The organism is Labrenzia sp. PHM005 (genome assembly GCF_006517275.1).
GTDB lineage: Bacteria > Pseudomonadota > Alphaproteobacteria > Rhizobiales > Stappiaceae > Roseibium.
This window is the reverse complement of the sequence record NZ_CP041191.1, coordinates 2,948,660-2,972,305: the sequence shown is the minus strand read 5'-3', so window position 1 is coordinate 2,972,305 and position 23,646 is coordinate 2,948,660. Positions and strand designations below refer to the sequence as shown.

Here is a 23,646-nt window from a genome sequence, read left to right as displayed (position 1 = left end):
CGTTACACTCCAATCGCCGCGAAGAAGATCGCAAAAAAACCGTCGACGACAATCACCAGGAAGATCGCCTTGACCACCGACATGGTTGTGTGCCGACCGAGCGATTCCGAAGAGCCTTCAACCTTGAGTCCTTCGACACAAGCAATCAGTCCGACGATCAGCGCCATGAACGGCGCCTTGATGAGACCGACAACAAAAGTGTTCACCGTGATTGCGGCTTTCAGCTGAACAAGGAATGCTGCCGGTGGAATGTCCAGATAAACCCAAGTGATTAGCCCGGCACCAAACAGAGCGGCCATGTCAGCCACGAATGTGAGGATCGGCAAGGCAATCATCAAAGCCAGAATACGTGGCAGCACAAGAACTTCGGTAACGCTCAGCCCGATGACATGAAGCGCATCGACCTCTTCCTGCATCCGCATTGCGCCGAGTTCAGCGGTAAACGCGGAGCCGGACCGGCCCGCAACCATGATCGCAGTCAGAATGACCCCAATTTCCCGGAGCACCAAGATCCCAGCCAAATCAACAACAAAGATATCAGCGCCGAACTGCTTCAGATAAAATCCGCCCTGCTGCGAGATGATCGCCCCGATCAGAAAACTCATCAGCGCAACAATCGGCACTGCGCCAATACAGCTGCGGTCAAATTGAACGGCGATGGCAATGCTGCGCAGGCGTTTGGGCTGCAGAAGCACTGTAGACAGCACCATCCCCAAAGACCCAAGAATGTGCAGCATGGCGAGGGCGTCTTTGTAAGCTTCCACCATCTGACGGCCGGTCGCTTCCAAAAAACCGACAATGGTGAAACCGGACCGGTCCGGAGACCAACGCGGCGGATGATGGCGTTCTATCTCTTTGAACAGGCTCCGCCGAACCTCGCTGAGGCCAGTCAATTCAACTTTACGGCCGCTGAACTCCAATTGACCACGGGTCCGGTGGATCAACCAGGCTCCGCTGGTGTCCAAATGTCCAATGTTCGACACGTCGATGCAGGTCAATTTGTCCTTGGCAATTTCGAGCGTCTCGATCTGCCGATCGGCTTCTGCAAGCGTACTGACCGTCCAGTCGCCAGAAAGAGATAGAAACTGGCGGCCAGCATCATCGGTTTCAAGATGCATCTCCGGCGCAATGTTTTTTTCCAAGAATGCCATTCCGGAGGGTTGCCCTCTTGCCGCTCGTCAACTTCCCCCCGTATACCTGATTGCGAAGATTAACGTCCAGCAGTCAGATGAAAGCTTTGTCCATGGAAATAGCCCGTCCTTACCTTTTGTTCCTAGGTGACGTTCACGATGCCCTCGCAGCCAAAACCGCGACCGGCATTGTTGATTGGCGCAAAGACTGGTGTATCGGGCAAGTCCGGCTCGACGGCTGTGCGGCCGATACAGGCCTTGCGGACATGTCGATCGCAGATGGGGTCGCCGCCGGTGCAAAAACCATGGTCATCGGCGCGGTCAATGCTGGTGGTCGGCTGCCAGACCATTGGATCGATTCGATTGTTGAAGCTTTGAATGCTGGCCTGGACGTCGCTTCGGGCCTCCATGTCCGGCTCGGCGATATTCCCGAAATCGCAGAAGCCGCCGTCACACACGGCGGGCAGCTGCATGATGTGCGCCACAACAATATGGCTTTCGCAACCGGCAAAGGCACCAAGAGACCCGGTAAACGCATCCTGGCGGTTGGAACGGATTGTTCTGTCGGCAAGAAATATACCGCACTGGCAATGGACAAAGCGCTCAATGAGCGTGGCTACAAGAGCTCGTTCTGTGCCACCGGTCAGACAGGTGTATTTATTTCAGGCCGTGGCCTCTCCCTGGATGCTGTCATTGCGGACTTCATTGCAGGTGCTGCCGAATGGTTGTCGCCAGCGACCGATGACGATCACTGGCAGGTTGTTGAAGGCCAGGGCTCCCTGTTCCACCCGTCGTTTGCAGGTGTCACACTCGGCCTTCTGCATGGGTCCCAGCCGGACGGCTTTATTGTCTGCCATGAACCGACCCGTACCAAGATGCGCGGTGTCGACACGCCACTGCCGACCATCCAGCAAGTCATCGACATGACCATTCAATGTGGCCGGCTGACCAATCCGGACATCCGCTGCTTAGGGATTGCTGTTAACACCCAAGCACTGAGTGATGAGGAGGCCCAGGCCTATCTGGCAAAGGTCGGCGAAGAGCATGGTCTACCTGCGACCGATCCAGTGCGTTACGGCATGGACAGCCTGGTGGATAAAGTTGCGACGGAGTTCGGTGCCCCATGAGCCGCACTGTCCGTATCGACCAAGAAAGTTTTGAAATCGCTGGGGGGGGATTCGCAATTTCCCGCGGCACCCGGACACATGCCAACGTGCTGGTGGTGTCAATAGACGATGGCGGGCACACAGGCCGCGGAGAATGCGTGCCTTATGCCCGCTATGGCGAGACCATGGAAAGTGTGCAGGCACAAATCCAGGAGATTGCCCCGCTTCTCCAGGACAGTCTAACGCGTGAGACCTTGCAGTCCGCAATGCCGGCAGGTGCAGCCCGCAACGCGGTCGATTGCGCCCTTTGGGATCTGGACTCAAAGCTGTCCGGTAAACGGGCTACCGATCTTGCAGGGATCGCAGCTTTGAAGCCTGTGACCACCGCCTACACCATCAGCGTTGGCACTCCTGAAACGATGGCTGAAAAAACCGCTCAGGCCGCGCATCGACCGCTGTTGAAAGTCAAACTTTCCGGAAGCGGAGATGACGAGCGGATCGAAGCCGTGCGCAAAGCGGCTCCGGACAGCACGTTGATCGTCGATGCCAATGAAGCCTGGGACGACAGTTGTTTTGCCAGCAACATGGCGGCGTGTGAAGCCGCAGGTGTGGCTCTGATCGAACAACCCCTGCCCTCAAGCAATGATGGCCTGTTGGCTGGGTTGGAGCGCAAAATCACGATCTGCGCCGATGAGAGCCTGCACACACGGGATGGCCTAGAGGATCTGCGCAGCCGTTATGATGCGATCAACATCAAGCTCGACAAATCCGGCGGCCTGACGGAGGCGCTGGCGCTTCTTGACGAAGCAAAAAAGCTCGACTTCAAAATTATGGTCGGCTGCATGCTGGGAACATCATTGGCCATGGCACCTGCAGTTCTGCTGGCTCAAAGCGCCGATTTCGTCGATCTTGATGGTCCCTTACTGCTGACCGAGGATCGGACACCTGGCCTTGTGTTCGAAGGCAGCACATTGTTCCCGCCGGAAACTGCCCTCTGGGGTTAGTCCACCGCGCTTGAAGCCATGCGCTGGCGCACCACAGGTGTCAGCGCAAACATGCCAAGTGTTCCAACCGCGGATACGGCCGCCATCACATAAAACGGCAGATCGGGATTGCTTTCATAAAGCGCGCCACAGACACTCAGCCCGGCTGCCATTTGCAAACCAATGGACGTTGCCAGCAATCCCTGGCCCGTGCCCGCCCAACGGCTGGGAACGACCTTGGCGAGAATTGCAATCGCACCAAGGTGCGCTGCCCCAAAGGTCAAAGCATGGAGAAGCTGAAGCGCGACCATGGACCAAAGCGCGTCAGCAAACGGGAACAGTCCCCATCGGATAACTGCGGCAACACCGGCAACAATCAGAAACACCGGAGGATCGAACCGCAGCGCAATCCGGCCGGCAACTGTAAACAGGGCAATCTCGGCCACAACACCAATAGCCCATAGAATTCCAATGGTTTGATCTGCGATTCCCGCGGCCTGCCAGTACAAGGTTCCAAAACCATAAAAGGCCGCATGGCTTGCCTGAAACAGCCCCATAAGCATCAGCACAGGCCAAAACCAAATGCTTCTAAACGGAGCTTCCAACGAATCGTCATTGGCGACACCTACGTCCCCGGCCCCGCTCTGGCGCGGAAGCGACATGACAACGAAACCGGTGAAAAACGAAGCCAGACCGATCAGAAGCAGGATCGCCCAGATGGTTTCATCGGTTGCCAGCCAGCCGCCCGCGATGGTCGCAGCGACAAATCCGGCTGATCCCCAAAGCCGCATCCGGGCATAATCTGCCCCTGTGTTGCGTGCTGCATCCAAGGCATAAGCATCGCTGAGCGGCAGAACCGGGGCTTTGAACACCATGTACCCAATAACGCCAGCGCCCAGAACATAAAGCCCGTTTCCGAACGCAAACAGCGCGATGAACGCTGTGCCGAGAATCGAATAGATGAAGATGGACCAGCGCCGCTGGCCGGTCCGATCGGCAAGATTGGACAAGGCTGGGCTCGCCGCAATTCGCGCTATGGTGCCCGCGCCCAGGACAAAACCAATGTCCGCTGCCGAGAAACCTTCAAACTCCAAAACAACAGGAAAGAACGGCAGAAACAGGCCATAACCGAAGAAATGGACAGCAAACAAACTGGAGACACGCGCACTTAAGCTTGGGGACAATTTAAACATGTAAAGTACGCCGTCTGTCGAAGCCCAAAAAAAAATTAACGATTTTGAGTTTACCTTGAAAGTCAGAATAGTCCGTAGCGGCTACCGAACGGCCCTTGCAGAGTTGAGAATCGCGTCCTTATGAAAGCGGAAACACTACAAGCAGAACCGGAGCTGATCGGCGAAGCCGAATATCAGACGCTTGAACAGACCTTGATGGAATCCGATCGGGGACGTCGGTTTCTAAAGGAGTTTTTGAATCGCAACAAGACCCCGGAAACAACCGAGATCCTAAGTTCGATCCGGCGTCTTGAAAAAGTGGTCACCCGCCAGCGCAAAGTTCCCGATCTCGATAAGATCCGGCTTGATATTGCAGATATGCATGAAGCGATCGAGCGGACCAAAGCCGAAATCGCGAACATCAAAGACGATACCGACCAAAGCAACCGCTTTGTCGACGCCTCGCATGAACTGGATGCCATCGTCACGCAAACAGAAGGGGCGACTCAGTCCATTCTTGAAGCAGCTGAGCAAATCCAGGAAAAGGCCTGGGTTCTGCGGGAGAACGGCGCTGACGATGCGACTTGCGACGACATTGATGCCAAGGCCACTGAAATATTCATGGCGTGTTCCTTCCAGGATCTGACCGGCCAGCGGACCAACAAGGTGGTTCAGGTGCTGCGGTATCTGGAAAGCCGCATCAATTTGATGATCAACATTTGGGGCATTGAAGATCTCGAAGCCGATGAAACGGCTGGTCCTGTCGACAATCGCCCGGATGCACACTTGTTGAACGGCCCGCAGATGGCCGGCGCCGGCGTTAGCCAAAACAGCGTCGACGAATTGATGTCGGTCAGCGGAGACGTGTTGGACGCCGCGCTGACTGACGTTGCCAATGAGGTGTCGTCCGAGGCCTCTGACTTCAGCCACGAAATGGGACAATCGCTCGGCGCTGCCGATATTGATGCCATTATGGCAGAAGACAGTCAGCCCATGGATGCGGCTGCCATTGACGACATGTTTGCGCCGGCTCCTGCAAGTGAAGCCGCTGAAGAAGCCCCAGCAGATGAATTCTCTGGCGACTTTGAAAATATGGCGGGAGATGAAGTTCTCGACGAAGCTGCAATTGATAAATTGTTTGATGCTGAAGTTGAGACTGACGCCGAAGCTGATATGGAAGCAGCTGTAGAATCAGAAACGGTGGCGGTTGAAGACATACAAGCCGATCTCGCAGCTGAAGTTGAGGCAGAGGCTGCATCAGAGTCAGAAGCTGCTACAGAAGCCGAAGCCGACGCGGATTGGGCTGTGATCGAGCAAGAAGCTGACAGTGATGACAATGCAGATCCCTTGGTGGACCTGACCGAAGCAGAACGCCAAGCTCTCTTCAACTAAGCCGAAGCTAAAAACCTATCGAAAAAGGGCGCCGCATCTTCGGCGCCCTTTTTTATTTGCCCAGCAATGAAGTGACTTGCAGACGTCCGGTAAAACGGCCACCAAAAACAAACGCCGCACAGATAACAATCCGTGCGGCGTGTTCAGTAATTTAAGGCATCGCCAAGAAGTCCGAAGACCACTCAACGATGCCTCCCCTCTTTATTCAGATTTAGCCGGTCTTGACCGCGGCAAAAAACCGGTTCGCTTCTTCTCCAAGCCGGGCTGCCTGGTCCTTGAGCGTCAAGGAAGTCTCGTGAATGGCTTCAACGGTACCGTCGACCACATCAACTGAAGTTCGTACCGCTGAAATCTCGTCGGTGAACACCTGCGTGCCAGAGGCGGCAATCTGGACACTCGAAGAAATCTCCGCAGTAGCCGAAGCTTGCTGATCGACAGCAGCGGCAATGCCTGTGGCAATTTCCGACAGTTCGCCGATGATGGTGGTAATGCCCTCGATATCCTGGACCGATTCCCGTGTAGCCTGCTGAATAGCAGCAATCTGTTCCGTGATCTCTTCGGTCGCCTTTGTCGTCTGGCTCGCCAGTTCCTTCACTTCAGCCGCAACAACGGCAAAACCTTTGCCCATTTCACCGGCCCGGGCCGCCTCAATGGTTGCGTTCAAGGCAAGAAGATTGGTCTGCTCTGCGATATCGGAAATCAACCCGATGACAGATCCAACCTGATCTGCAAATCCGGCCAGCTTCGTAACCGATTCATTGGTATTCTGCGCACCCTGCACCGCCTGCAAGGCCATCTCCCGGGACTGCCCAGCCTGACGGCCAATTTCAACGATCGAGGCACTCATTTCTTCCGTCGCAGTCGCACTGGACTGAACGCCGCTCGCCGTCTCGCCGGACGAGGCATCCATGTTTTGCATGCGCTCGCTGATGGAGCTGGTTTCGCGGTTCAAATCCCGCGAGGAGTTCTCAAGTTCATCGGATGCGGAGCTGAGACCGCCAACAACACTGCCCAAGGTCGTTTCAAAGGATGTAATTGCGGCCTTGAGCTCTTCTTCCTTGGCAACCGCGTCCGCCACCATTTTCTCGTGATACGTGGAAATGGCGATATCCATGTCCAGCATGACAAGCTTGGTGACCACGGCCAGCGCCTTTGCCCGTTTAGACGCAGACATCAGCCGTTTCTTGATCAGGATTTCCGAGATCTGCGTCATCGCAAAGGAATAGCCGCCGATGTACCAGCTTGGGTCCAATCCGATGCGCACATGAGCCAACCCGATGCGGACCGACCGGTCGAGATAATTGTTGCTCGGACCTTCGGAAAACAGCATCTCCCAATGCGACAACTGCGCCGCGATAAGACGCTGCTCCTGATTTCCGACCATATCAGCCAAATGGGGGACTGTTTTTACATGGGCGTAAAACCCATCCATGATCCGCGGCAGCTCAGCTTGAATTGCCGGCCAAACCGACTTTGCCAGTGCGCGATCATCTTCTGTGTATTGGAAAAACGCCAGCCTGTCCTTCAGCGTTTGTTTGTGCATATCAGCTCCATACTGTCACCTGACAATCCCGTCCCCCTCCGGCCAGGACTGCACATAGTAAAACGGCCTTCGCCACCAAGCGAAGTTAGACATCTTGGAATATTGCGTGTTTCGGTACTGAAGACAGAAAGACCAAGGTTGCGCTAGGCAAAAAAGACACCCGACGCAGCGTAAGCTGTTGATATTTCCGCTCGAATAACGCGACCCTACGAATTTCCCCTTACCTTTAGATCCGCTACAAAGGTTTTTCTAGCGAACTATTCGGCTGGCAACCGGGTAACGGTTAGCCTCCTAACAGCCGGTTAACGGGATAGAGAACTAAACAACATCTTAGGGTCGATGTTTCCGCCGGTCAGCACGACACCAACCGTTTTTTCCTTTAGGTCAATTTCTCCCGAGAGAAGAGCGGCCAAAGCTGCGGCGCCTCCCGGTTCCAACACCAACTTGAGTTCGGAAAACGCAAATGCGACGGCGTCTAATGCCTGGTCATCGCTTATCGTATAACCTTCTCCGGAATACTGGCGCAGAATTGAAAATCCAATGTCTCCGGGACTTTCAGACAATAGCGCATCACAAACCGAACCTGACTTTGCTTCATTGGAGAGCAGCGTGCCAGCTTCTAAGGAGCGCTTGTAGTCGTCGAAATTTTCCGGCTCCACCGTGTGGAACACCGTTTCGGGGGACATATGCGCTAACGCCAAGGCAATGCCGCTGGACAATCCACCGCCGCCTGTACACGCCAAAACGTCATCCAGTTGAACGCCCATTTCTTTTGCCTGCGCGGCCATTTCCAGACCGGTCGTGCCCTGACCCGCGATGACAGCTGGGTCGTTGTAAGGGTGGACAAAGGTCGCTCCCGTTTCCGAGCAGATCCTTGACGCAATTTGATCCCGGTCTTCATTGGCCCGGTCATAAGTTATCACCGTCGCTCCATAAGCACGGGTCCGGGTTAACTTAACTTCAGGCGCATCCGCCGGCATGACGATCGTTGCCGGCATATCGAAGATTTGGGCGCTTGCAGCCACACCCTGCGCATGATTACCAGAGGAACAGGCCACAACACCTTTGGAACGTATCTCCGGGTCAATCTGGCGCAAACAATTGTAGGCACCCCGGAATTTGAACGAGCCGCTTCGTTGGAGGCATTCAGGCTTGATGAAGACACGCCCGCCAACTCTCTCATCCAAAGCTGGGTTGTTCAAAAGTGGTGTTTTGACTGCAACGCCATTGATGGCATTGGCGGCATCTAGAATGTCCTCAAAAGTGACTGCTGCGTCCTTGTAGGAGGAGGGTTCCGTTGCCGTATGTGCTGCCGTTTCCGTCATCAAAGCCACCTTGAAACTTGTCAATGGAGGAAAGGAGTACTCAGATGGCTTCGGGCTGGCAACAACAACATTGTCCCCGTGACAACACCCCCGAATCTCAATCGATCGGCAGGGTAAGTTACGTGGGCGGGCTATTCAGCGGCGTTTGCCGTGGTTGACCGGTTGATGGCTGCATTACAATTTTCAAGAAACTGCCGGCTGCTCGCCGCCCAGGTGTAGTTCAGCGCAATACTGCGGCAATGATCGCGCGGAATGTCGAGGGCCGCTTCGGCGGCTTCGGCAAGATTATCCGAGAGCACCCCGGCTCCGGTGCCACCGATCACATCGAGCGGCCCCATCACTGGATAGGCAGCCACCGGGACACCGCACGCAAGCGCTTCCAGCATGACGTTGCCAAACGTATCCGTCAGTGACGGAAAGACAAACACATCCGCATCCGAATAGTGACGGGCAAGGTCTTCGCCGGTTTTCGACCCCACAAAGAGCGTGTCGGAGTATTCCCGCCTCAAGGCTTCAAGTTGCGGACCACCGCCAACCACGACCTTTGACCCGCTTAGTTTCAGATCCAGGAAAGCCTTGATGTTTTTTTCGATCGCAACCCGGCCAACATACATGAAGACCGGCCCCGGTAGATCCGCCGGGAGGACTGAGCCGTCGTAGGGCTTAAACAGGTTCTCATCGACCCCTCGCGACCAGCGCATCAAGTTACTAAAGCCACGATCTCTCAGATCATTTTCCAAGGACTTCGTGGCCACCATGCAGCCATCGCCAGCGTTGTGAAACCGGCGCATCCAGGCATAAGACCAAGACAACGGCACAGGCATCCTGGCGGACACATATTCTGGAAAACGCGTGTGATAGCTTGTCGTGAATGGCTGGCCACGTTTCTTGGCAATACTAGCAGCCAGCAGCCCGAGCGGCCCCTCTGTGGCAATATGAAGATGCTCACAGCCAAACTCATCGATCATCCGGCGGATGGTTCCCCGATGGGTCAGAGACAGGCGGATTTCCGGATAGGTTGGACAAGGCAACGTCCGGAAGGATTGCGGGGTTAAAAACTCGACCCGAACACCGAGGGCGCTGAGTTCTTCCGCCGTCCGCTCTAATGACCGGACAACACCATTGATTTGCGGATGCCAGGCATCCGTCACAACAAGAATGGAACTCATGCGGCGACCGGAGCTTCCTGTGGTTTCGCCAACTCGGCACCGGTCTGGGCTTGTTCTACCCATCTGATCACCTCAAAGGTTCCATCATGATGTTCGGCAACCGCCGTACAGCTTTCCACCCAATCACCTGTATTGATGTAGTGGATGCCATTCACATCACGGTTCGCAGCATGGTGGATATGACCGCAAATCACGCCGTCAACGCCCTGGCGGCGTGCTTCATCACAAAGCGCATCTTCGAACCGCCCAATGAAACTGACGGCATTCTTGACCTTCAGTTTAGCCCAAGCAGACAGAGACCAGTAGGTCAGCCCCAACCGCCGCCTTATGGTATTCATGACCGTATTCACAGCGAGCGCGGTGACATAAGCCTTGTCACCAAAAAAGGCGAGCCATTTGGCGTGCCGGATCACCACATCGAACTGATCGCCATGGATAACCAGATACTGTTTTTTATCGGCAGTCTCGTGAATGATACTGTCGGTGACTTCGACGCCGCCGAAATGCGTGCCTAGAAAATTCCGCAGGAACTCGTCGTGATTGCCGGGGATATAGACGATACGAGAACCCTTGCGGCCCTTGCGCAGGATCTTTTGAACCACATCGTTGTGGAGCTGGGGCCAGTACCAAGACCGTTTCAGACGCCAGCCGTCCGCAATATCGCCGACCAGGTAAACGGTCTCTGCATCGTTGTCTTTCAAAAAGTCCAGAAGCAGCTCAGCTTGGCACCCCCTGGTTCCCAAGTGAACGTCTGAAATAAACAAGGCCCTGTAATGCCGCGATGCCTCTGAAGTGGACATTTCACGTCTCCATGATCCATTGGACCGCTATAGACGCGATTCAGGTTGCACTATTATGACAAGCAGCCTTTTGCCGCCGCGAACGCAGCGTTTTCTTAGTCCCTTCCGCAGAAAGCCGCAGTCAGAAAAACCAGCGTTTGCTAACTTCTTGACCAGCTAAGTGATCAACATCTTGCAACTATTCCCAAAAGGATGGCGGCAGCTATCCAGTTTCCCTAGTATCCGGCAGTGATTTGAAAATGCTTGGGGAGACCAGCAGATGGATTTGGGATTGCGCGGCAAATCGGCGATCGTTTGCGCTTCGAGCCGGGGACTGGGCCGTGGCTGCGCGGAAGCGCTTGCCGAGGCCGGGTGTAATTTGGTGATCAACGGACGGGATCAAGCGGCTCTAGAGGCCACGCGGGTCCATTTGGCCGAACAGTTTCAGGTTAATGTGACAGCAGTTGCAGCTGACGTCTCGACCCCGGAGGGACAAGCTGCGCTTCTGGATGTTTGCCCCCAGCCAGACATTCTGGTGAACAACAATGGCGGCCCGCCCCGAAAAGACTACACGGAACTGGACCGCGACGCCTTGCTCGGTGGTGTTGTCCAGAACTTCGTCACCCCAATCGAGCTTATTCAGGCGGTAACCCCGGGCATGAAAGAGCGCGGTTTTGGGCGGATCGTCAACATCACCTCCCTCTCGGTCAAAATGCCGATTGAAGGCCTTGACCTTTCAAGCGGCGCCCGGGCAGGCCTGACTGCATTCCTAGCCGGTGTCTGTCGGCAACTCGCCCCTTATGGCGTGACTGTGAACAACCTGCTTCCCGGCAAGATGGATACGGACCGGTTGAAGGGCGGCTTTGAAAGAACAGCGCAACAAGCTGGAATAAGTATTGAAGCTGTGCGGGAATCCCAGGCGGCCGAGATTCCGGCTCGGCGGTTCGGCAACTCAGAAGAATTTGGCCAAACCTGTGCTTTCCTATGTTCTCAATATGGAGGCTACATCACAGGTCAAAACATCCTGATGGACGGAGGCCTTTACCCGGCAGCATTCTGAACAGATGAGCTCGTTGGGTTAAACAAAAAAGCCGGTCTGCACAGCAGACCGGCTGAGTTGTAAAGCTGTCCAATCCGATCAGAACTTGACGCGGAGAGACGCAGTCAAAATGTCGACGGCAGAGTCGACTGATCCTGTCAGGGATCCCTTTGAGGCGCTGTAATCCTGATGGCCTGGCGTCAGGTTCAAGTCAGTATCGGCGCCGAAAATGTGTGTGTAACCCACGTCGAACGAGACATGTTTGTTGTAGGTGTAAGACGCACCCGCGCTCAGCCACAGACGGTCGTTGTCTGGAAGGCGTGCAGACCGGATTTCCGTATCGATCGGCGACCATTCGTAGGCAGCACCAGCCCGAAGCGTGAGTTTGTCGTTAAAGTCGTATTCACCGCCGAGAGCAACGAAGAAACCGTCATCATAATTGAACGGCAACGTCGTCACAGTTGCACCTGTTGCGGTCGATTCAAGGCGTGGCTGCTTCAAACGGCTCCAGTTGGTCCACTCAAAGGTACCAAGAACCCGAATGTCATCCGTAATGCTCTGTTTTGCGGACACGGTGATCATGTCTGGTGTAGAGAGAACAGTTTTCACGCCGAGCGTCTGGGACACAAACGGATTTGTCGGGCTTGGCGCCACAATGGTTCCGTCGATATCTGTAAAGATCGCGGACCGGTAACCAATACCAATTTCTGTTTTGGCGGTCGGCCTAAAGGAAACACCGGCGGTTACACCAAAGCCTGTGCCATCACCATCCAACTGCTGACCAGGGATCAAAGAAGCGCCAGGAATGGTCGGAGAAGCAGATGCATTGGTAAGCCGGATATCGGCATATTGTATTTGTGCCCCGACACCTACAGACCACATTTCGTTGATCTTATAGCTGGCAACTGGGTTTACATTCAGGGAGAAGATTTTTGACGAACGATTGTAACCGGCACCGGTCCAATTGGTGTCTTTTGGCTTGGTTGCCAATCCGAATGCACCGTTGATGCCAACGCCGAGGAAGACTTTGTCATTGAAATTATAGGACGTATAGGACGAGGGAACAAACGCGTCCTGGCCAATATCGCCTGTATTGAACGTTGTCGAAATCAGGCCCGTCGGTGTCGTCAGGGAATTCGGAACAACATTGGTTCCGGTGATTTCCGACCGCGGAATAATGAAGGTGTTATGCGCCTCAAAGTTTATTTTATCTTTGGCCGCAGTGATCGTTGCTGGATTCCAGAACATGGACGAAATGGAATCGCTAGATGTTCCGTTGCCAGCAAAAGAAGTTCCCTGATAATAAGCACTCTGCTCACGCAGGGCGAAGCCGCCCGCGACAGCGGCGCTGGCTGCGAGCGAAGCAGCAACAGCTGTCGACGTCAGCAGCACGAGTTTTTTGGTTGCCCACATTTCAACGTTTCTCCCAACCCACCTCCCCCACCGGGAGGCGTATGACACTGATCCTAGAGTTCCGGAGAAACGCGGCCCTTTCAACAGTCAAATGCGATCTATAATTGCAGGATTAGCAGTTGCTGCAGCGCAATAAATGGTACTTTTTTGATACGCCGCCCTCTCTTGGAGAGCCTATAGCCAGATAAACATCTCCATGACCGTCGATTTTTTTTAGGCCTTAGCCCAAACTCAGACAAATGCACAAATATTGAGCACTTTACCAGAACGTAAGCTTTCGAAAACTTTCTTTGCCGAGCGTTGCCTTCTTGTCACACGTATCCCTGCGGAACCGCTACACTTTTGAACGAAAATGTGGACGATTTACTTCTGACTTGTGCATTAAAATCGCGGAAGTATCACCGAAGATGCGCCTAAAGCTGGAAGCAAACGCACGAGATTCGAGCACACTAATCCCGAATTTTAACAGCTGTCAGATTGACCAATGAAGCGCTTGAAAGGTGCTTATTGGTAACTGAAATGAAAAACCAAGCCCAGTTTGTTCATTCCATCAGCAGCAGCGCAGGGCAAAACAATGAACCGCCAGACAAACGCAAAGGTTGCACCCCTCAAAAACCTGGAATCTGGTCTGGCGAATGAAACACGGACTTGCCGGCACTGCATTTTTTCAAACTAAAGGCCGGCAAAATTTCACAGAAGGGAAGTTGCCTTTTTATGCGGCCCCATCTCTGGCGGCCATAAACCGGCGCATGGAAGTGTCACTCCAGGGCGCCAACCTCTGACGCGCCTCCTGATGACTTTCGTATATCCTGGAACTGAGCGGCCCCTCTTCGGCCGTTTCGGCCAACACAGCTTTGGCCGTCTCACGAAGCGCCGTCATAATCGTTTCAGGATACGGCAAAACCGTTACCCCATCTTCGTCCTGGAGCAGCTGCAGACTTCGTGCATTTTCCCAGTCACTTTCCGCAAGCGCCCGGCCATTTTCTGCCCGGCAGGCCTCTAGAAGGATCGCTCTGAGCTCCTCCGGCAACGCATCAAGCGCCGCTTGGTTGAACAAGGCTTCACCGGTTCCATTGGGTTCATGAAATCCGGGTGTGTAATAGAATTTGGCTGCCTTCTGGAATCCCATTGCCCGGTCCGACCAAGGTCCCAGAAACTCCGTCGCATCCAAAACACCTGTTTGCAGCGCCTGAAACAATTCCCCGGGAGGCAGGCCAACGGGTGCTGCTCCTAAGCGGCGCATCACTTCGCCGCCAAGGCCCGGCATCCGGATTTTCAAGCCCCGCAGATCATCTAGGTTTTCGACCGGCCTTTTGTACCAACCGCCCATTTGAACTCCGGTATTTCCTGCCATCACAGGTTTGATACCGAACGGCGCATAGAGTTCATCCCAGAGGGCCTGTCCGCCCCCCTGTTCGATCCAGCAGATATGTTCGTGCGGCAGTAGGCCAAACGGAATGGCTGTGAAGTAGACCGAAGCTGGGATCTTGCCTTGCCAAAAGAACGAGGCTGTATGGGCCATGTCAGCCGTCCCGGCGGACACCGCATCAAATACACCGAGCGCCGGCACCAGTTCACCAGCAGCAAACAACCGTATCTGGAAAGCACCCGCCGACATTTTGGCAACCTGATCAACGATCCGCTGAGCGGTCACGCCGGGCCCCGGCAGGTTTTTCGGCCATGAAGTCGCCAGCTTCCATTCCACCGTAGGCTTTTGGGCGGCAATAGCGGGCACAGCCAATGCGCCAGCCCCACCAGCCACCCCACCTGCAATCATTCCTCGTCGGGTTAGACCTGCTGCTTTTTTGGAACCAGACGCCATTTTATTTCCCCCAAAATGCGTGAAAGTGATGAACGGGGCCATGCCCTTTGCCGATCTGAAGTTCATCAGAGTGACAAATGGCTTGGTGGATATAGGCCTTGGCGGCAATCACGGCTTCACTGAGCCCCTCGCCCTTTGCCAATCCAGCTGCAATAGCGGACGACAGGGTGCAGCCGGTTCCATGGGTGTTGTCCGTCGCAATCCGTTTTTCCCGAAGCCAGAGAGGCTCGCCGGCACCGGTCAAAAACAGATCTGCGCTTTCATCACTGGTGCCATGACCGCCTTTTAGGAGAACCGATTTTGCACCCAGTCCAATCAACCGCTGCGCCTGATCGAACATGTCTTCTTCGCTGGCGGCCATGTCTGTTTCCAGCATGCGTGCAGCTTCATGCAGATTGGGCGTAATGACATCGGCCAGCGGCAACAGCTCAGACATGAGACTGGCAACTGCGCTGTCCACCAGAAGCGGGTCCCCGGACGCGGCCACCATCACCGGATCCAGCACCACAGGTCCGGTTTGATGCCGTTTCAATCCTGCAGCCACTTCTTCAATGATGGGAACTTGCGACAGCATGCCGATCTTGGTCGCCTTAACCTCAAGGTCTGAAAAAACGGCATCCATTTGCGCCCGCACAAAGTCTGTCGGGACATCATGGATGGCAGTGACACCAAGCGTGTTCTGGGCTGTCAAAGCGGTCAAAACGCTGGCGCCATAAACCCCATTGGCGGAAAAGGATTTCAGGTCCGCCTGAATGCCGGCCCCGCCGCCAGAATCCGAACCTGCAATGGTCACCGCGATAGCGGTCATGGTGTCCTCCATCAGTTTTAACGAAAGAGTGGTCAGCCGGTTTGAAGACGGCTTTCGATATCCCGAGCTGTCAGGCCAAAAAGCGCATCCAGCAGTTCCGGCACGAGACTACCCGGCCCCGCCGACCGCGAGGCTGCAATCTCTCCGGCGATATTGAAAACCGACAGGCCACAGGCCGCGGCAAATGCAGTATCAGGTTCAACGCTGGCAAAAGCTGCCAGCACGGCGCCACCAGCACATCCGGTCGCCGTCACCCGGGCCATCAGGGGATGGCCATTGCGCAAACGGTAGTCTTCCCCAAGGCCTTCGATCTTGTCTTCTGCACCCGTTACCACAAAGACCGTTCCTGCTGAAATTAGTGCATCCACATCGGACCGTTCGGCAAAGAGCGCTGCCATCTCGACTTCATTCGCCCGCACCAAAGATGGTCCGGTTTTCATCAGATCCTTGGCAAAGGCACACCTTGGCGGGGAACGGTCAACAAAAACAGGATCGATCAAGACCGGACGGCTCGCTGTCTTGGCTGCCTCGATCGCCAAGGGGATTGCTGACCGCCGAGTGTCGTCCAGAGTGCCAAGATTGATCAACAGCGCATCTGCAGAAGACGCAAAACCAGCGACTTCTTCTGGCGCGATGGTCATAGATGGCACGGCGCCCAGCGCCAGCAGAACATTCGCGGTAAAACCCTGCGCGACCGAATTTGTGATCGCATGGACCTTAGGTTTTCTCTGCCGCACCCGTTCAAGAACAGCAAAAACAGCTTCTGGCGCAAGATTTTGCGTGCTGGCGGCTATCGACAAGCTCATGCCAAACCTACAGCCCAGTTTTTGAATAAACTGCCGGCAATGGCCTGGATTAGTATGTTGAGTGTTTTATCTGCCATGATCTCAATCCCTCCGCCGGTATAAGCCGGATCAGGTTCAAGGAGTTGGCCGTTTGCCTCTCAGCCCGATCCACGATTGCCGGGCACCCCCATGAGATGATTTGGCGTACCAAGGCCGGATCCGATTTTCAACCCCCGTCGTACTTAGGCTCCCGGCTCATATGGACGCACCGATTGACTGTTCGCAGCAGATGCGCGATGTCCTGACTCAAACGTTATTCATCCATTCAGGAGCGCCGTATGACCCCGTTTTTCGTGATGATCAAATGCCAGCTCGGCAAAACCTATCAAGTCGCGAACGCAATTGCGGACGCCGAGATCGCCTCGGAAGTCTATTCCACCAGCGGCGACTATGATCTCTTGGTCAAATTCTACATTGAGAACGGCACGGACATCGGTCATTTTGTGAATGAGAAGGTTCATCCGATCGATGGCATTCAAGACACCAAAACAATCATTACTTTTAAGGCGTTTTAACGCTGCATTTCATTGACCAGCAAATGAGAGCGACGATGAGCAAACTTGGAAAAACAATGTTGCTGGCCGGATTGGTCGCACTCCCATTAACCGGATCCCCAGCAGTCTCGCAAGGCATGCCACCAGAGCAGATCAAGCAGATCCTGGATGTCACTAAGACCAGTTGGGTGTCTTTCCGCGATTGGAACGGCCAACAGTTGATTTATTTCACCCACCTGGAGTCCTGGCGCTGCGGCATCGACTTTGTTTTCTACAGCCTCAACAGCACAGATCTTGATCAGATGTGGGAGCTGGATGCCTGTGATCCCTCCAATCCGAATGCTGTCTTAAAGGAAAAACCCTATATCGAACTGCCTGCCAACAGCACTCAATCAATTACTGTTCAGTTGATTTTCAAAGACGGCACAAAGAGCTCAGGTGAGACGTTCTACTACAAGCCATAACCCTCTCTGATTTCTAGCATTCACATGCGCCGCAGCTTCCCCGGCCTTGCGCCAGGGTCCATTAGGCTTCGGTCCCGGATCACGTCCGGGACGGCATCACGCGCGCTCCATTGAGAAGCTCCATCGGCGCAAAAAAGTCACGATTTCGATGGTGTCGACGCCCGGCGGTCTTTGGTCCGGTCGAGGCCCAGTTTGTGTTCGCGGTAAATAACGAAGATCCCGGCCGCAATGACAATCACGGCCCCCATGATCACCTCCAGAACCGGTTCTTCGGCAAATACCAGCCAGCCGATCAGGATCGCCCAAATCATGTTGATGTAATCGAACGGGGCAATGGTCGAGGCATCGGCATAGCGATAGCTTTGTGTCAGAAGAATCTGTCCAGCTCCGCCGAACAGGCCAATCAGCACCAGAAGACCGGCGGTCTCAAGATCGGGAAGAACCCAAGCCTGGCTCGGCCAAATCCAGCCAGCGGGGATGGTCAGCAGTGAAATCAGCGTTGCGGCCAGAGAAAACCAGGTGACGATCGTCGACGTCCGTTCCGTCTCGCACAACTTGCGCACCGTGATCATAGCAAGCGCGGCAAAGCCAGCCCCCAAAAATCCTGCCACTGCCCCAAGTGTAGAGGCATTGCCGGCTGCCCCCTCCCCCAAATGCGGTGACAACACCACCAGGATCCCAAGAAATCCGACACCGACCGCGCTCCAGCGGTAAATCCGTACCTGCTCGCCAAGCAGAAAATAGGCAAGCACAACCACTAGCAATGGCGTGGCAAAGTTGATTGCGGTCGCATCCGGCAAAGGCAAAAGATCAAAAGCCGTAAACATGCAGACCATTGCGGACAGGCCGATGCATGCACGGATCAAGTGGCCCTTCGGGTTTTGAGTTTTGAAAGCGAGGCCGAGTTCCCGCCGCATTCCCACCATCAACAATACTGGGAACAATCCGAACAGATTGCGCGCAAAGACCAGCTCGCCAATCGGCGCACGTTCGGCAGCGATTTTCAGCGCGGTTACCATGGCAAAAAACACAAGCGTCGACGCAAGTTTCAGCGCAATTCCGATCAGTGGGGCCTGGCGGGTCATGCCTGTTGGTGCTGGCGGGCCAGATAAACGGGATTTTGCGCGGGTATTTGCCATTCGATAAATCCAGTGGCCGGCACAAAATCAGAGGCTCACGGAATGCACCAGCACTAGAAATTACGTGAACAGCAGAACAATTTGCGCAGGTGGGAAATTCTAGCAGGGCCCGCGTGTTGAGTCGCATCAGTTTGCGCAAATCGCTTTGGGAATGGACCTAGAGTATCGGTCTACGAGACCTAATTTGCAATCGCCAAGCTTCGCGGCCCGCCAGAGCAATCCACACGCCGGACGATAACAAAGAGTTTTGGGGTAAATTCTCTTCACAACCGGCTTAAATGTGCCGCAACGTCTTATCCCGCCATCTGACGCCCCTATAATCCCAAAAAATTCCGAATCGAAAGGCGTAGCCCCATGTTCCGATCGTTTTTTATGAACCGCCAATGGCTTTTGTGGGCCTGGGTCGGCTCGGTCATCATTCTGAGCGTCACTTGGTACAAGGTTCAAGTGGATGTTCAGCTAAATGAATGGTTCGGTTCGTTTTACGATCTGGTGCAAAAGGCGCTCACCACCCCAGGTTCCGTCGAAGAAAGTCTATATTGGGGTGAACTTTTAGTTTTCCTCAAAATCGTCAGTGTCTACATCGTTATCGTTGTGCTCCTGGAATTTTTCATCAAACACTTTGTCTTCCGTTGGCGGACTGCCATGAACAACTACTACATGGCACACTGGAACGTGGTCCGGCACATCGAGGGCGCCTCGCAACGTGTTCAGGAAGATACCATGCGTTTTGCCCGGATTATGGAAGGCCTTGGCGTCTCCCTGATGCGTTCAATGATGACCCTGGTTGCTTTCCTTCCGCTTCTCTGGGGCCTCTCCAAGAACATTACCGAGCTGCCCTGGATCGGCGCTGTTGACCATTCTTTGGTTTACATCGCGATCCTGTCAGCGGCTTCCGGCACCGTGCTTCTGGCCCTGGTTGGTTTCAAACTTCCAGGCCTGGAATTCAACAATCAGAAAGTTGAAGCCGCCTACCGGAAGGAGCTCGTCTACGGCGAGGACGACGACAACCGGGCCACTCCACCGTCCGTCGTGGAGTTGTTCGGACATGTGCGGAAAAACTATTTTCGGCTGTTCTTCCATTACATGTACTTCGATGTTGCCAAGTGGACCTATCTTCAGGTCACTGTCTTGGTACCGCTTGTGGCGCTCGGCCCGACAATCTTGAGCGGCGCAATCACTTTCGGCCTGATGTCTCAGATCACCCGCGCCTTTGACCGAGTGGAAAGCTCGTTCCAGTATTTGGTTCATGCTTGGCCGACGATCGTCGAACTGATTTCCGTTTACAAACGCCTCAGAGCATTTGAAGAAAACATCTGGGAATTTGAACGCAGCGGCGGTGTCCCCCAACCATTACCTGCTGAGTGACAAAAAAAGCGCCGGAAAATCTCCGGCGTTTCAGACTGCTGACAATCCCACTTACAGGCTTTCCCGGACGCAGCAAAGCTGCGATCCGGGATCCCCGTCAAAGCTAACTCATTGGAAAATCACATTTAGATGGACTTGGCACCGGCTCAAGGCCGGCGCAGCGCAGAATAAAAACCGCAGATTGGAGTTTTTCATCAAGCTCAGGCGGCAAGCCTGCCGTGGACCATTAAATTAGCTGTGTTGGAAGCTCTATCCTTCTGACGCAGTCCTAAAGCGGAACGCGTTCAGAACACGGTTTGATCCGGGTTTACTTAGATTATCTCAGCGCATGTCCCGACCAAAATACACCATTGTTTTCAGTCAGCTTTAGATGCAGATCTTTTGAGGACATGGGCCTTCCGAAATAAAACCCCTGCAGAAAATCACAGCCCATTTCTGTTGCAAACAGAGCGTGGTCTTCTGTCTCCACACCCTCAGCGACAATCTTCATGCCAAGGCTCTTTCCAATCCCGATGATCGAAGTCACCAGTGCGCGGGCGGTCGCGTCGTCAACGATCGGTAGGATGAATTGACGATCGATCTTCAAAACAGTCGGGTTGATTTTCAACAGCCCCTGTACGGACGCGTGCCCCGTGCCAAAGTCATCAAGTGCAATGGCGACGCCCATTTCCTTAAGTTCGCCAAGTGTCCAATGCACCACATCACCAATCCGTTCCAGATAGACTGACTCCAGTATTTCGATGATCAGTCTTTTCGGATCGACGCCTGATCGCCTGATGTCGTGAATGAGGCTCGGGTCTGCGAGCCGCCCCGCAGAGGCGTTTGTCGAAAGTCGGGGAACATCGACACCAGCGCTGTCAAAAAGCGCTAAAGCATCAGGAAGATAACTGAAAATTATCTCATCTATCCGCTTCAAGATCCCCATCGCTGTAGCCGTCTCTAGAAACGAGGCTGGTGAAAGCAGCCCCATTGTCGGATGCACCCATCTAGCCAAAACTTCAGCGCCAGCAATCTTGCCAGTAGCAGCGTCAATGACAGGCTGAAAATGAGGGATAAACTCACGTTTCTCACAAGCAATCAGAAGGTCTGAGACAAGCCGCTTTGTCGTGATTGCCTCGGCATGCATCTCTTCGGTAAAGAACGACCACCGACCTCTGCCGTTGGATTTGGCATGATAGAGCGCCATATCCGCATCTGAGACCACTTGTTCCGGAATTTCCATCTGTGCATTTGCGATGGCCACACCGACGCTTGCGCTGCAAAACGTCGATTTGCCCTCAAATGCAAAAGGCGCGTGCATCTCCTGCACGATGGCATCAGCCAGGCTGCTGATATCCAATGCGCTAGATCCAAGAGGGCGCAGTATGACAAATTCATCTCCACCTATTCGTGCGATCAAGTCGGCTTCGCTCGTCAACCGGCGCAACATGTTTGCAACTGAGATGAGTAATCGATCTCCCGCGTCATGACCGAGTGTGTCGTTAACAGACTTAAAGCGATCCAAGTCCACATAAAAGACCGCGAAATCTCTTCCCGTTTTTTGAAGATCTTGGATCCAGGATTTCAATTCGACTTCAAAATGGCGCCGGTTAGACAAACCGGTCAAAGAATCTTCTTTGGATTCCTTTGCAACTACCTTCGCCAGCTCGTGAAGGCGTTTGTTCTCTTTTTCCAGCCGCTCGATTTTTTCTACATATCCGGTCAACAAGTCCCGGTCGGCACGCTGCAAGCCAGGCACTTTTCCTTCTGCCTGCAGATCAGGCCGGTTCTCTAATTCGATAAGGGAGCAGAGCCACCACCTGTTTCCAGTTGCCATGTCTAACAATGGAGTCCAGCTCATCTTTTGCCAGTATTGCTCGCCATTTTTCCGGTTGTTCTGGGTTTTCAGCGAAAACTGTTCCCAGTTCATCAGTTTTTCGATGATGATCAGATGGCTGCCTTGATCCATGCTTGAACCAATCAAAATGGTTCCGCGTTTTCCGATGACTTCCTTGGCCTGATATCCGGTTATCTTAGTGAAAGCTTTGTTGCACCACTGCAGATACATGACAGCGCCATCGTCATCAGACGCCAATGCAAGCGCGAGCCCCTCACAGGTTTTGTCTGTAATTTGGTCTAGTATCTGCGATGGAATTAGGGGATTGTCTTGCATCGTTAGGGTCATAGAGGACCGGCAAGAGGCTACGCAATTGTCAAATTCCCTTACGGTTTGAAAGTAACTGTCTACCTATGACTTTTCTTGAATCCGCCACCAATGCAATTGCTTGAATTTGCCGCCCCCCCCAAAAAAAGAAAACCTCCATCCGGCTTAAGGTTATCCAGGGATCAATTCAGCTGATCGACGAAAAACATACGTAGAGACGCCTTATTCTTCACCGGCAGGGTCCCACGCTCTTCGGTTATCGCGCTCCCGAGCAAGGTCAATGTTGCTTCAGATACATTGACACGACCGACGTCCCCAGCGCCTTCCAGACGGGAAGCAACATTGACGGTGTCACCCCAAACATCGATGCCGTGTTCGCCAAGACTACCGGCGATAGCTGGACCAGAATGCACGCCAATGCGGACTTCCCAAGCCGGCTCCCCCAAGGCGATACGCGCGCTGTTTTCTGCTGCAATGTAATCCCGGATCGCCAAGCCCGCGGCGACGGCGTTGCGTGCATGATCAGCATTGGCCATTGGGATACCCGCGGCGGCCATATACGAGTCCCCAATGGTTTTGATCCGAGTGAGATCGAAGCGCTTACATATCTTGTCGAAGGCGCCGAAATAGCGGGCGAGAGTTTCCAAGAGAACGGCGGGTTCAAGTGCTTCAGTATGGCGTGTGAAACCGGCAAAATCGGTGAACAGGATGCTTGTTTGCGAATGGAATTGACCGCGCACGGGTGTCTTCTCTATTGCCTGCGTCACCGCATTGCCGCTGCCGTTTGAAGGTCCGCCCTGCAGAAGGAGGCGAATGGCCAGGTCGGCCAGCCGGCGCATCGAATCGACAGAACGCTGATCCAGAGTTTTCGGCTCCGGCGCCATGACGCAAAGCGTGCCCACAATGTAGCCACTGGGGCTGACCAGCGGAGCACCGGCATAAAAACGCATGGACGTCGGCGGATCAACAAATGGATGATTTCTGGTCCTTTCATCTGTGCGCATGTCTTCAATAATCAGGACATCACCGTGCGCGAGAACGAACTGGCAAATGAGATTTTTGATCGGTTCCGACGTTGGAGCCGCCTGCGGTAGTCCACACGATCGCAAAGTGTGTTGATCCGGTCGGTCCAAGATGTTGACCATTGCAATCGGTGAGTCAGCGATGGCACAGGCGAGTCGGATGATGTCGTTGAGGTTTGGATCCTTGCGGTTAACCTCGGTCAATCCGAGCATGTTAACTTCACGCGTGCGGTCTGCCTCATTATCTGGAACGGGTGCCGGCTTGAAGCCGACACCCAACGTTCCGCTGTCGTCGGTGTTGGTCATGACGTTTACATCTGTCCAGTTTCCCGAAAGCATCTTCAACCGCCGCATCTCCGTCAAGACTGGGCCGAGTTATTGCCTCCCGGACGCAATATTTCCTTATTACAACGTCACGCGGCACAGTTGTCGAACCGGAAACAACTGCTGAAGCTTCGGGTCATTAACGCCTAACCCGCCCTTTTTGAGC

20 protein-coding genes and 1 riboswitch are annotated in these 23,646 nt (G+C 54.2%); of the genes, 7 read left to right on the top strand and 13 right to left on the bottom strand.

All coding sequences use genetic code 11. The annotated features are described in order from the left end of the window. Positions 1-2: 2 nt before the first annotated feature. Positions 3-1,151: an ABC transporter permease gene (locus tag FJ695_RS13320; protein ID WP_141185911.1), complete on the bottom strand. Its 1,149-nt coding sequence runs from the start codon at positions 1,149-1,151 to the stop codon at positions 3-5. Between the two features lie 92 nt (positions 1,152-1,243). Here FJ695_RS13320 and dgcN point away from each other — a divergent pair, with 92 nt between their 5' ends. Beyond that, positions 1,244-2,257 carry an N-acetyltransferase DgcN gene (gene dgcN, locus FJ695_RS13315; protein WP_141185910.1) on the top strand — a complete coding sequence of 338 codons (1,014 nt, stop codon included), beginning with the start codon at positions 1,244-1,246 and terminating at the stop codon, positions 2,255-2,257. Beyond that, positions 2,254-3,240: an N-acetyl-D-Glu racemase DgcA gene (gene dgcA / locus FJ695_RS13310; protein WP_141185909.1), complete on the top strand. Its 987-nt coding sequence runs from the start codon at positions 2,254-2,256 to the stop codon at positions 3,238-3,240. The genes dgcN and dgcA overlap by 4 nt, the downstream gene beginning before the upstream one ends. On the opposite strand, the gene FJ695_RS13305 is transcribed toward dgcA, so the two are convergent. After that, positions 3,237-4,412 (bottom strand): MFS transporter, encoded by a 1,176-nt coding sequence (locus tag FJ695_RS13305; RefSeq protein ID WP_141185908.1) that lies wholly within the window; start codon positions 4,410-4,412, stop codon positions 3,237-3,239. The genes dgcA and FJ695_RS13305 overlap by 4 nt on opposite strands. A gap of 120 nt (positions 4,413-4,532) precedes the next feature. On the opposite strand from FJ695_RS13305, the gene FJ695_RS13300 reads away from it, so the two are divergent. Further along, positions 4,533-5,783 carry a protein phosphatase CheZ gene (locus FJ695_RS13300; protein WP_141185907.1) on the top strand — a complete coding sequence of 417 codons (1,251 nt, stop codon included), beginning with the start codon at positions 4,533-4,535 and terminating at the stop codon, positions 5,781-5,783. Between the two features lie 211 nt (positions 5,784-5,994). On the opposite strand, the gene FJ695_RS13295 is transcribed toward FJ695_RS13300, so the two are convergent. The 4 genes from FJ695_RS13295 to FJ695_RS13280 form a co-directional block, all read right to left on the bottom strand. Beyond that, positions 5,995-7,326, bottom strand: a complete 1,332-nt coding sequence (locus FJ695_RS13295; protein ID WP_141185906.1) for a globin-coupled sensor protein — start codon at positions 7,324-7,326, stop codon at positions 5,995-5,997. A 302-nt stretch (positions 7,327-7,628) separates the two neighbouring features. Then, entirely contained in the window at positions 7,629-8,651 is a 1,023-nt protein-coding gene (locus tag FJ695_RS13290; RefSeq protein WP_141185905.1) for a threonine/serine dehydratase, read from the bottom strand. A gap of 131 nt (positions 8,652-8,782) precedes the next feature. Then, complete coding sequence (locus tag FJ695_RS13285; RefSeq protein WP_141185904.1) at positions 8,783-9,820, bottom strand: glycosyltransferase family 1 protein; 1,038 nt, start codon at positions 9,818-9,820, stop codon at positions 8,783-8,785. Continuing rightward, positions 9,817-10,620, bottom strand: coding sequence for a UDP-2,3-diacylglucosamine diphosphatase (locus tag FJ695_RS13280; RefSeq protein ID WP_141185903.1), 804 nt, complete (start codon positions 10,618-10,620; stop codon positions 9,817-9,819). Before FJ695_RS13280 ends, FJ695_RS13285 begins: the two co-directional genes overlap by 4 nt. A 259-nt stretch (positions 10,621-10,879) precedes the next feature. Here FJ695_RS13280 and FJ695_RS13275 point away from each other — a divergent pair, with 259 nt between their 5' ends. Next, positions 10,880-11,659: an SDR family oxidoreductase gene (locus FJ695_RS13275; RefSeq protein ID WP_141185902.1), complete on the top strand. Its 780-nt coding sequence runs from the start codon at positions 10,880-10,882 to the stop codon at positions 11,657-11,659. Between the two features lie 78 nt (positions 11,660-11,737). On the opposite strand, the gene FJ695_RS13270 is transcribed toward FJ695_RS13275, so the two are convergent. From FJ695_RS13270 to FJ695_RS13255, 4 genes are all read right to left on the bottom strand, one after another. Beyond that, entirely contained in the window at positions 11,738-13,051 is a 1,314-nt protein-coding gene (locus FJ695_RS13270) for an OmpP1/FadL family transporter (RefSeq protein ID WP_141185901.1), read from the bottom strand. A gap of 712 nt (positions 13,052-13,763) precedes the next feature. Continuing rightward, positions 13,764-14,873 carry a TRAP transporter substrate-binding protein gene (locus FJ695_RS13265; RefSeq protein ID WP_141185900.1) on the bottom strand — a complete coding sequence of 370 codons (1,110 nt, stop codon included), beginning with the start codon at positions 14,871-14,873 and terminating at the stop codon, positions 13,764-13,766. Between the two features lies 1 nt (position 14,874). Next, the gene (gene thiD, locus FJ695_RS13260) at positions 14,875-15,681 is read right to left on the bottom strand and encodes a bifunctional hydroxymethylpyrimidine kinase/phosphomethylpyrimidine kinase (RefSeq protein WP_141185899.1); all 807 of its coding nucleotides are present in this window, start codon (positions 15,679-15,681) and stop codon (positions 14,875-14,877) included. A gap of 32 nt (positions 15,682-15,713) precedes the next feature. After that, complete coding sequence (locus tag FJ695_RS13255; protein ID WP_141185898.1) at positions 15,714-16,487, bottom strand: hydroxyethylthiazole kinase; 774 nt, start codon at positions 16,485-16,487, stop codon at positions 15,714-15,716. Between the two features lie 68 nt (positions 16,488-16,555). Then, positions 16,556-16,665: riboswitch (TPP riboswitch) on the bottom strand. Positions 16,666-16,804: 139 nt separating this feature from the next. Between FJ695_RS13255 and FJ695_RS13250 the strand changes: the two genes are divergently transcribed. Continuing rightward, positions 16,805-17,041, top strand: coding sequence for an Lrp/AsnC ligand binding domain-containing protein (locus FJ695_RS13250; protein WP_141185897.1), 237 nt, complete (start codon positions 16,805-16,807; stop codon positions 17,039-17,041). Between the two features lie 35 nt (positions 17,042-17,076). Then, positions 17,077-17,484, top strand: coding sequence for a hypothetical protein (locus FJ695_RS13245; protein WP_141185896.1), 408 nt, complete (start codon positions 17,077-17,079; stop codon positions 17,482-17,484). Between the two features lie 137 nt (positions 17,485-17,621). Here the strand turns inward: FJ695_RS13245 and FJ695_RS13240 are convergent, their stop codons facing one another. Beyond that, positions 17,622-18,623 (bottom strand): DMT family transporter, encoded by a 1,002-nt coding sequence (locus FJ695_RS13240; protein ID WP_141185895.1) that lies wholly within the window; start codon positions 18,621-18,623, stop codon positions 17,622-17,624. A 354-nt stretch (positions 18,624-18,977) separates the two neighbouring features. On the opposite strand from FJ695_RS13240, the gene FJ695_RS13235 reads away from it, so the two are divergent. Then, positions 18,978-19,991, top strand: a complete 1,014-nt coding sequence (locus tag FJ695_RS13235; RefSeq protein ID WP_141185894.1) for a putative transporter — start codon at positions 18,978-18,980, stop codon at positions 19,989-19,991. A gap of 316 nt (positions 19,992-20,307) precedes the next feature. Here FJ695_RS13235 and FJ695_RS13230 read toward each other — a convergent pair whose 3' ends face one another. Together FJ695_RS13230 and FJ695_RS13225 are read right to left on the bottom strand one after the other, a co-directional pair. Continuing rightward, the gene (locus FJ695_RS13230; RefSeq protein WP_209011028.1) at positions 20,308-22,155 is read right to left on the bottom strand and encodes an EAL domain-containing protein; all 1,848 of its coding nucleotides are present in this window, start codon (positions 22,153-22,155) and stop codon (positions 20,308-20,310) included. 161 nt (positions 22,156-22,316) lie between these two features. Further along, complete coding sequence (locus FJ695_RS13225; protein WP_247653865.1) at positions 22,317-23,495, bottom strand: adenylate/guanylate cyclase domain-containing protein; 1,179 nt, start codon at positions 23,493-23,495, stop codon at positions 22,317-22,319. Between the last annotated feature and the right edge of the window lie 151 nt (positions 23,496-23,646).